We start from the raw sequence: 9,092 nt of genomic DNA, 5'->3' as shown, positions 1-9,092 counted from the left end.
ACCTGATCCAACTTCAATAGTGGGAAACGGTCGATGTGTTTAGCGATCATGGCTTGTGCGGTTTGCTGGAAGAAGGTACTCATGAGAAATCCCCTAAATGTCTTGATGGGAATTTAGGGGATTTTGGGGAATTTTGCAAAGGTCTCTTATTATTTGATCGGCTGCTAACCAATTACCTACTCCAACTTTAACAATGAAAAGTGGGCAATCTACTCAATCAGTTTATGCCGCACCAACGCTATACGTTTCGCCCTTGCTGTCCGCTTGGCCGACAATGGTAGCAACGGCAGCGGCCAAGCCATTGCGTGTCATGTATTTTTGCGGAATTTCTTGGGCATTTTGTGTCAAGGTATAGGCATTATCTTCGCCATCGGCAAGGCCGCAGGGGCGCAAGATAGTCCAATTCAAACCGCTTTGTTTGAGATAGATTTCGGCTTCTGTTTTGGCACGGACGGCTTCGCCGAGTGCCTGTTTGAACGGCTCGCTCATCATGTCCCATTGTTCGCCACAGCCCATGCTGGTAATCAATACAAAGCGGGCTTGCGGATTGACGGCTTTCGTAGCGGCAATGATGTTGATATTACCCAGCGCATCGCTGCGGATACCCTCTTCGTTTTTGCCGCCGACAAAACTGATCACGGTATCGGGACGATATTGTGCCAACGCTTTATCGAGTGCGTCGACATCAAGCGCATCGGCGACGACGGTTTGAATATTGTGTTCGGCAAAAAAGCTGTCTTCAGACGGCTTTCTTAATACGGCGACGGTATCGGCTGAGTCAGTCAATGTGCGGATATAGGCGCGGCCGGACGGGCCGTTGGCTCCGAAGATGAGTTGCATGTTTGAGATTCCTTTGTATGGTAGATGTTTATTGTTAGAAAATCCGCTCCTCTATGCAACAAGGAACGGATTTTCAGGCCGTCTGAAACCGTTTAAGCGGCATCAAATAGTTTACGCATGGCTTCGATTTGGTGTTGTTTCAACTCGCCTGCTTCGTCGCGGCCGACGAAAATTTTAAACATGGCGCCGCCGTTGCGGTTGATAAAGTTGAGCGAGCAAGTGGCTTTACCCATAAATGGGCGTTCCAAAAGGTAGATGGAGGCGCAGTTTTCATAGTAGATGTGGCCGTGTACGCCGCCGTCGGTTTCAGGATGGTCAAAGTTATAGAAACCGCGGCCGACTTTGCCGTTAGGCAGTTTGCCGCTGACTTCGACGATGGCATCGGGGGTGTGGGCGATGAAGGTAACGGATTCATTCCATGCGGCAACGGCTTGGAGGATTTCGACTATGCGGCTGCCTTCGGTTTGACGCACATTCTCTTCCGGCAGACAGCGGATAACGTCTTCAAAACTGCATTGGTTTTGCGCAGCCAGCATTTCCAGCACTTGGCCGGGATTTTTTTCCAATGAGTGACGTAACATGGTTTGTTGTTCGGCTGAAAGTTTTTGCATGGTTTGATCCTTTTCTTGAGTCGGAAGAGTGAGCATGAGTTTGCGGATAAGGGTGGGCGACCAATAACGGCCACTGGTATTCAAACGGATCAGGCCGTCCGAATCGGGTTCTTTAAAAAGCTGCATTTCCTGCCATTGGGCAATCAGCTTTTGCGCTGCTTTGTTGCCGTCGAACAATAATGGATTCAGACGACCTGTTTCAATATCGTGCTGAACTTTGCTGAGCAGTGCTTTATTTGGACTATGACCGCTCATAAACGCGATGTTTTTCTCGTCTTTCGGCGTGGCGAGATAGCTCTCCAAATCGCCCTGCACCTGATAGCTGAAACCGCCGAAGTTACCGCCTGCGCCGGAGCCGAACGCCAAACAGGGAATATCGGATTTGATCAGGGTATTGTAGCGGTTGCGCTCGCCGCGGCCGGGATAGGCGAAGTGACTGTTGCTGACCTGTTCCCAGCCTTTTTCCAGCAGTGTTTCAACCGTGTAGGCATATTGGTCTGCCTGAATATCGAAACCCGGTGGTGTCGGAAATGCGCCTTTTTCAATCATGCGATTGATGGGCAGCATGGGATAAAGGTTGAACGCGTACGTATCCAAACCGGACAAGGGTAGCTCGGTGGCGCGAGCAATATCGTTTTGCCAAACGTCATCGGTTTGATTGGGCAGGCCGAACATCAAATCGGCCACAATCACGGCATCGAGTTCGCACAATTTTGCCAAATATTCAAACGCCTCGTCGCCGCTGTGTTTGCGGCCGAGACGGCGGCGGATGGCGGTATTGAAGGTTTGCACGCCGATGGAAATGCGGTTGGCGCCTGCTTCGATGCAGGCCTTTGCTTTTTCCAAATCGAAATGGCTCATGCGCCCTTCGATGGTGAACTCGCAATCTTCGGCAAGCGGCAGATATTGGTAGCAGGCACGAATCAGGCGGACGAGGTCTTCCGTAAGCAACGCGGTCGGCGTACCGCCCCCGAAATAAACAGCTCGGATTTTGCCCTTACCTGTACGGACTTCGGCTTCAGCGGCCATTTCTTCGATAATTTTGTCGGTGTACACGCTGCTTTGGCTGTCCTTCCACGCATTACGGTAGAAGCCGCAAAAAACGCAGTGGTTGGCGCAAAATGGAATATGCAGATAAGCAAGCGCGTCCACATCCGTGGCATGGGGAAGCTTTTTCTTCCAAATGTTCTGCCACTGGGGACGCGGCATTGGAACACCGCCCCAAACGGGCATCAATGCCTGACGTTCGGGAAATGCCTTGGGCGCGGATTGTTTCGGAGTCCAAACAAGCTGCTTTACCATGATAATGATTAATAAAAATTATTAATAAGATTTATATATTAAATAACTATTATTATTTTCTTGTCAATATTTTTGTATAATTAAAAATTAGTATTATTTTAAGATATTGTATTCTATAAATAATTAAATGTATTTCTATTTGATGGAAATCGGCATTTTACTTGTGAAATGTGCGAAATTTGGTTCTTCAAGTCGAGAACATCCTCCCATCTCATTTTATTTTTGAACGATAAAATAAATTTTCTTTATCGTTTTTCAGGCGGCCTTTTGGCGCTCAGCTTCTGAAATAAAACCCTGCATCATCTTCGCAACGGCGTATCTGCCAACCGTAAACCGATTCAAGCAAGTCGGGGCGCATCACTTCGCCCACCTTGCCTGATGCAACGACTTTTCCCTTATTCATCAAAATAATATGTTCTGCATAACGCGCGGCGAGGTTTAAATCGTGCAATACCATCATTGATGAGGCACGGTTTGAATGCTCGACCAAATACTGCATCAGGCGGTGTTGGTGGCGGATATCGAGATGGTTGCACGGTTCGTCCAAAAGCAAGACCGGCGCGTTTTGCAACAGGGCGCGGATGATGTTGGCGCGTTGCTGTTCGCCGCCTGAGAGCTTGCCGATACGCTTATCCGCCAATGCCGTCAAATCAAAATAATCGAGCAACTCGTCCGCCCATTCATGGTTCAGACGGCCTTTTTGTACGAATGACGCCAACGCAATGTATTCGCGTACGGTCATCGGCATATTGTAACGGCCATGCTGCCCGACCCATGCCACCCTACCCGCACGGATTTGCGGCGCAACGGCCTCACCGAAAAGCGTGATTTCCCCCTGCCCTATTTGCCCGATTAAGGCACGCAGCAAAGTGGATTTGCCCGCACCATTCGGACCGATAATAACGGTCATGCCCGAAGGTATATCCAGTTGATCGATTTCAAGCAGGGTTTTGTCTTGGACACGGACGGAAAGATTACAGATTTGAAATAAGGTGTGCATGGCAAAAGATATGGGGCAATGAAGTTTCAGACGGCCTGTTTAGGCATCAACGGCTTTTCAAAGGCTTGATAAACAAATACATAAAAAATGGTCCGCCCAATAAGGCAATCACGATACCGACCGGCAGATCGACAGGGTATGTCAGCCAGCGCGCCGCTCCGTCCACCACCATCAAAAACACTGCGCCCAACCAAGCCGACAGCGCAATCAGTTTGCGGCGACTGCCACCGACGGTTTGCGCCAGCACATTGGGGATCATCATGCCGAGAAAACCGATGATGCCCGAAAGCGATACCGCTGCCCCCGTCATCAATGCCGCGCCGATTACGGTTTGCACACGCAATGCCTCAACTGATACCCCCATACTGGTAGCCGTGTCTTCCCCCGTCATCAAAACGTCCAACCGCCTACCTGCGGACAACAAAATCAGAAAACCGGGCAACATGACCGCGATTGCCGCGACAGGTGATGAGAAACCGGCTTCGGCAAGGCTGCCCGACAGCCATGTGGTCGCGCTGCGCAATACCAAATCGTCAGATAAAAACAAAATCATGCTGACTACCGCGCCCGAAAACGCGCTCAACACAAACCCCAACACCAGCAATCCCAAAGTACCGCCGCCGAGCAGTTTGTGCACCGCCAAAATCAACAGGCACACACCCAATGCACCGAGAAAAGCCGCCGCCGGCACACCCATCGCGCCGCCGCCCAAAGCCAATAACACAATCACGCCCAAGGCCGCCCCGCCCGATGTCCCGATCAAACTCGGATCGGCCAGCGGGTTCTCAAATAAAGCCTGCAATGCCGCACCCGAAGCGGACAAACCGGCTCCGACCAAAAGCGCGGTATAGATGCGCGGTAAACGAATTTGGCGGACGGTTTCATCCATCGCCAACGGCGACTCCCACGCACCAAAACCGATGCCGCAGCACAAATAAACGGCGGCGGCAGTAAGCAGCAGGCAGAGGGTAAGGATATGCGGTTTCATGACATCATGCGGTTCAAGCGGATTGAGGGACGGTTTCAGACGGCATTTTTAAGACAACCGTTTTGCTTCCTCCTCAATAAGAAGGAACAAATCAAGGCCGTCTGAAAACAAAAATCAGACAGGTTTTTCAAAACAGGCGCGTTTATTTCGCCAAACCGTGCAAACGCTGAATCACTTGCGGCGTATCCAGCCCGTAACGGAACATATCGTTGGCCTTCCACAAATAAATCTTGCCGTTTTTCGCGGCAGGCGAGCCGGAGATTTCGGGACGTGCGGCAAAGGTTTTGACGTTGCCTATCATGGCGGTGTTGTGGTCGGCAATAATGATGATGTCGGGTTTGGCCGCAATCCATGCCTCACGCGTCATCGGTTTGAGGCCGTCAATGGCGGCTGCAGCATTGATACCACCGGCGCGGCGGATGATTTCGTCGGCGGCAGTATTTTTGCCCGATACGATGCGCCCGTCGTAGCTGAAGAGGTAGCGTTTGCCGCTGGAAGGCTGCTGTTTCATATCCGCCTGCCACTTGCTTGCCAACTTGTCCGCCTGCGCGCTTTTGCCGATAAGCTGACCAATGTTGAGGATACTTTGCGGATAGGCGGCGATGCTGTCATCGGGCGCAACATTGACGGCTTTAATGCCTGCTTTTTGCAGGTGGGCAAAAATATCGGCAGGCTGCGCCATCCATGAACCGATGGCAATGTCGGGTTTGGCGGCCACAATCGGTTCAACCGTCAGGCGGCGATGAATGCCGATACTGGGCTTGTTTTTCAACGCCGGATTTTGAACGGTCTGATCACGGCCGACGATTTCGTCCAATGCGCCGAGCGCGGCAACGATGTCTGCCGTATCGGGGGTCAACACGACGATGCGTTGTGCGTGTGCAGTGCCGGCCAACGAAATAAGCGCGGAAAGCAGAAGGAGTTTGAGTTTCATTGTTTTTTCCTTGTCGCATGCTTTCAGACGGCCTGCTCGTTTTCTCAGGCCGTCTGAAAACGGTTGAATCACATTAGAACTTCAGTTGTACGGTTGCGGCAAAATTACGGCCGGTTTCGGTGTACAAGTCCATCACACTGGTACGGCTCATGCCGGCAACGTCGGCGTGTTGCCAGTATTTTTTGTTGCCGACGTTGTAAATGTTTGCGCCGATTTCGAGGTTTTTAAACGGTTTGTACCACGCGCCGACATCCCATACGCCATAACCCGGCGCTTGGAAAACAGTGTCGCTGCTGACGCGACTGTGTTTTTTCGACCAACGCAGCTTGGTGCCGACACCCCATTTTTCCTGCGTGTAGTCCAAACCCAAAACACCGTTGAGCGGATAAGCGGAATCCAACGGTTTGCCGTCCTGCTGCTCACCGCGCATCCAAGCGATGCTGCCGGAGACTTGCCAGCCCGGCAGGAATTTGTAGGCGGCAGAAGCTTCAGCACCGTAGGTTTTGACGTGATCGAGGTTTTGATATTGGTACTGGATAATCGGGCGTCTGCCAACGGTGGAGGTACCGACTTCAGTGCGGTTGATGAAATTGCGGTAACGGTTGTAGAACGCGGTGACTTGCGCACGGGCGCGTTCGTTTTTGAACTTCATCCCCAATTCAAAGCTGTTGGAGCGTTCGGATTTGAGATTCGCATTCGGGATGACGGCATAGCCGTAGGTTGTATTGGCAAACGCCATGGTCGCGCTGTCAAACGGCGGCGTACGGAAGCCTTGGGAATAAGTAGCGAAACCGGTGAACTGCTCACCCATAGGCACGCTCAGGCGCAGGCTGGGCGTAAACGCAGAATCGCTAAAGCGCGTCGCCGTTCCGCCGGGATTTGCGTTGAGATAGGCTTGGTCGGTCGACGTGTTCAGCTTGTCTTTTTCGTAACGCAAGGCCGGAGTTAGAACAATGCCGTTGCCGAAGGTCAGGCTGTCTTGTGCGTAAACACTGAACGTTTTGCGCTTGCTGTCGGGGAAGGTTTTATTCGGATAGGTGCTGCCTGCATAAACTTTGCTGACGGCGCCGGTCAGATTGTCTACTGTCAGACTGTCGCGCGGACGGGCGGTCTCGGTGTGTTTGTATTCGGCACCGGCAACGACGGTTTGTTTGACCGCACCGTCAAACTCCCACACGCCGCGTCCGTTCAGCCCGCGTATGGTCTGATTGAAACCATAGTCGGAATAACGGGTCGAGTTACCTAATTGGCGCGCGCCCATACGCGTAATGCTCGCATCGACGGCATCGTCTTCCGTACGCAGTTTTTGCTGATAGGCAGTCAGGTTGGCTTCTTTCAGATGGCCTTCGCCAGTGTAGCGGTAGCCTGCTTCGATACGTTGACGGCGGATACGGTCGCGGGCATTGCTCTCAGATGTTGCGATGGTTACCGGCCCGCGCGATTGCGAACCCAAGCCGTTTGCCAATACGGTATCGTTGGCGTGGTAATACTGTTCGTACAAAGTTTCCAAGCGGTGGCGTTCGTTGCCGATATTGCCTTTCACCAAGATATTGTAGGCATTGTTTTTCTGTGGATTGGTGGCAGTACGCGCAGTCGAGTAGCTGGTATCACTGCCCATGTTTTCGGTTTCATGACCTTGACGGCGCGTCAGCATCAGCAGACCTTCAGCGTTTTCATGGAAACCTGCTACAGTCGCCGTCACGCCATGGCTGCGGTCGCGGCTGCGGTAGCCGTGTTTCAAACCGAAATAACCGCGTTTGCCTTCATCGACGAAATCACTCGGAGAGAGCGTCACCATGTTCACCACACCGCCGAGCGCGTCGCTGCCATACAGCGCGGAATAAGGGCCTTTGACAATATCGACCTGCTTGAGTGTGTCGCTTTCGACCATATCGCGTCCCGAAATCGCGCCGTTGGAGCCGCCACCTGCATAAGATTCGGGAATGCGCACGCCGTCTACCATCATCAGAATGCGGTTGCCGTCTATGCCTCGGATATTGATACCGGCATGACCGCGGCGGTTGTTGTCTGACGGCACGCTGACGCCGGATTCATACATCACGATATCGTCCAAATTCTGCGCCGAGGCTTGATTCAAGGTTTTACGTCCGATAACCGACACATTCGGCGCGGCTTTATCCAAGGTTTGCGCATTGCGGTCGGCCGTAACCACCACAGGCTCTATTTCTGCCTGAGCCACCGGCATCTGAGCCGCATATAACTGTCCGGAAAAAACCGCCCCTATTACACAGGCAATCGCTTTCTTTTTCATTACACAACCTTATCATTTGAATAATAATGGTTTGCATTTATAAAATAAATAGGCGGTTTTTGCAAGTTTAGAAATCTCAAGATAGCACTAAAAACCACTTCAAAAACGCAAAATATAGTATGACGTAGCTGGATAAATAATTCATGGATCAGAAGCAAAGTGCCTGACCGTGTCGGCATAGAAAACAGACCTGCCGTTGTCGACCAAAAATCCCGCATCGGCGATTAGGAGGCCGACACCATCATCGACAATGATCGAGAAGTACATCGCAGAGAAAAGCATTTAGCCACGAAACGCCAAGAGTTTTATTTTTGAATCTGTTCCAACCACTGGGATCCGGATGTTGCATTTGAAATTCGAATCCAAGCCTGTCTGAAATATTCAAACAAGGTTTTATTTGTTCCTCTTATCCCTCACCCTTCTATTTACCTCAAACTCAAAAAACATTTCCATATTATTAAAAATTAGTTAGAATTTCACAAAATTATAAATAATAATCAAACTTATTTGTATTATTTTAGTCAGAGTGTAATCGCATCTATTCGGTCTGTCTTGTTCAGACGGCCTTACCAATCAAGCTATATGGATACATTCTATGCAACCGATCAAAGTCACCACCCTCTCCGCCTGCATCGCCGCCATTGGTTTCGTCCCTGCCGTTTATGCTGCAGATAATTCGACAGTTATTCTCGATACCATCAATGTCAAAGGCACACGCAATAAAGACGAAATCGGTAAAAACCGAGTTTATGCCCGCGAAATCGTCAATCTTTACAAAGGCAAAAACGAAGTCGAAACCTTCAAAGGCAACACCGTATCCGACCTTTTAAGCGGCATGTCCGGTGTTTACAGCGGTGACGCGCGCAACAGCGGCGCGTTGGATCCCAATATACGCGGCGTACAGGGACAGGGACGGATTCCCGTTACCATTGATGGCACGGAGCAGGCGATTACCGTCTGGCGCGGCTACGCAGGCGCAAACAACCGCAACTACGTCGACCCCAACATCATCAGCAGCGTTTCCATCGAAAAAGGCCCTTCGTTCAGCCGTGAATTGTGGCAACCGACTTGGGCATCCTGCACGAAATGCAAAAGCAGGCGCCCGACAAAGAATTCATCGCCGCGCCGACGGCAGGCAACGGCGG

The 9,092-nt window shown here is 51.2% G+C and carries 6 protein-coding genes and 1 pseudogene; 1 reads left to right on the top strand and 6 read right to left on the bottom strand.

Annotated elements, in window-relative coordinates; all coding sequences use genetic code 11:
- Positions 1 to 222: 222 nt before the first annotated feature.
- The 6 genes from ACTHS4_RS11185 to ACTHS4_RS11160 all read right to left on the bottom strand — a co-directional run bounded on the left by ACTHS4_RS11185 (position 223) and on the right by ACTHS4_RS11160 (position 7,947).
- Positions 223 to 840: an NAD(P)H-binding protein gene (locus tag ACTHS4_RS11185; RefSeq protein ID WP_070825735.1), complete on the bottom strand. Its 618-nt coding sequence runs from the start codon at positions 838 to 840 to the stop codon at positions 223 to 225.
- A 92-nt stretch (positions 841 to 932) separates the two neighbouring features.
- Complete coding sequence (gene hutW / locus ACTHS4_RS11180) at positions 933 to 2,753, bottom strand: heme anaerobic degradation radical SAM methyltransferase ChuW/HutW (protein ID WP_371460496.1); 1,821 nt, start codon at positions 2,751 to 2,753, stop codon at positions 933 to 935.
- A 274-nt stretch (positions 2,754 to 3,027) separates the two neighbouring features.
- On the bottom strand, positions 3,028 to 3,753 hold the full coding sequence (locus ACTHS4_RS11175; RefSeq protein ID WP_371460495.1) for an ABC transporter ATP-binding protein: 726 nt from the start codon (positions 3,751 to 3,753) through the stop codon (positions 3,028 to 3,030).
- Between the two features lie 46 nt (positions 3,754 to 3,799).
- On the bottom strand, positions 3,800 to 4,741 hold the full coding sequence (locus ACTHS4_RS11170) for a FecCD family ABC transporter permease (protein WP_371460494.1): 942 nt from the start codon (positions 4,739 to 4,741) through the stop codon (positions 3,800 to 3,802).
- Between the two features lie 142 nt (positions 4,742 to 4,883).
- Complete coding sequence (locus ACTHS4_RS11165; protein WP_371460493.1) at positions 4,884 to 5,675, bottom strand: heme/hemin ABC transporter substrate-binding protein; 792 nt, start codon at positions 5,673 to 5,675, stop codon at positions 4,884 to 4,886.
- Positions 5,676 to 5,748: 73 nt separating this feature from the next.
- Entirely contained in the window at positions 5,749 to 7,947 is a 2,199-nt protein-coding gene (locus ACTHS4_RS11160) for a TonB-dependent hemoglobin/transferrin/lactoferrin family receptor (protein ID WP_371460492.1), read from the bottom strand.
- Positions 7,948 to 8,542: 595 nt separating this feature from the next.
- Between ACTHS4_RS11160 and ACTHS4_RS11155 the strand changes: the two are divergent.
- Positions 8,543 to 9,004, top strand: a pseudogene (locus ACTHS4_RS11155) (TonB-dependent receptor plug domain-containing protein); the annotation flags it as partial.
- Between the last annotated feature and the right edge of the window lie 88 nt (positions 9,005 to 9,092).

It is taken from the genome of Neisseria sp. P0014.S009, from assembly GCF_051958155.1.
Classification (GTDB): Bacteria; Pseudomonadota; Gammaproteobacteria; order Burkholderiales; family Neisseriaceae; genus Neisseria; species Neisseria flavescens_C.
The sequence above is the reverse complement of the archived record's forward strand: the minus strand, read 5'-3'. Positions and strand labels throughout refer to the sequence as shown.

Excerpts from the sequence above, each read along its gene's own strand:
- ACTHS4_RS11185 (WP_070825735.1), bottom strand. The coding sequence starts at position 840 with ATGCAACTCATCTTCGGAGCCAACGGCCCGTCCGGCCGCGCCTATATC.
- hutW (WP_371460496.1), bottom strand. The coding sequence starts at position 2,753 with ATGGTAAAGCAGCTTGTTTGGACTCCGAAACAATCCGCGCCCAAGGCA.
- ACTHS4_RS11175 (WP_371460495.1), bottom strand. The coding sequence starts at position 3,753 with ATGCACACCTTATTTCAAATCTGTAATCTTTCCGTCCGTGTCCAAGAC.
- ACTHS4_RS11170 (WP_371460494.1), bottom strand. The coding sequence starts at position 4,741 with ATGAAACCGCATATCCTTACCCTCTGCCTGCTGCTTACTGCCGCCGCC.
- ACTHS4_RS11165 (WP_371460493.1), bottom strand. The coding sequence starts at position 5,675 with ATGAAACTCAAACTCCTTCTGCTTTCCGCGCTTATTTCGTTGGCCGGC.
- ACTHS4_RS11160 (WP_371460492.1), bottom strand. The coding sequence starts at position 7,947 with ATGAAAAAGAAAGCGATTGCCTGTGTAATAGGGGCGGTTTTTTCCGGA.